The sequence below is a fragment of the Methylobacterium sp. C33D genome (assembly GCF_053345825.1).
Window position 1 is genome coordinate 1 of the sequence record NZ_JBKFAV010000237.1, and the last position, 288, is coordinate 288.

Here is a 288-nt window from a genome sequence, read left to right on the forward strand (position 1 = left end):
GTCCGCCAGCCGCACAGGACCCCGAGCCGGCCGTAATCGGCCCGCTCCTCCGGGCCGGCGACGGTCCGCTCGGCGACCTCCCGCTGGAACATCAGCACGGCCTGATCCCACCAGGGCGGCCAAGCCTCGCCGTCCAGCCAGCCGGTGAGCAGGGCGGTGCCGACATTGTAGGGCAGGTTGGCGACGACCCGCGCCGGGGCATCGCCCACCAGCGGCCGCGGGTCGAAGGCGAGGGCGTCGGCGTCGACCACCTCGAGGCGTCCCGGATAGTGGGCGGCGATCTCGGCG

1 protein-coding gene is annotated in these 288 nt (G+C 75.0%); it reads right to left on the reverse strand.

Annotated elements, in window-relative coordinates; all coding sequences use genetic code 11:
* On the reverse strand, positions 1 to 288 hold a 288-nt coding region (locus tag ACLBXO_RS32210), incomplete at both ends, for an rRNA adenine N-6-methyltransferase family protein (protein WP_447687967.1).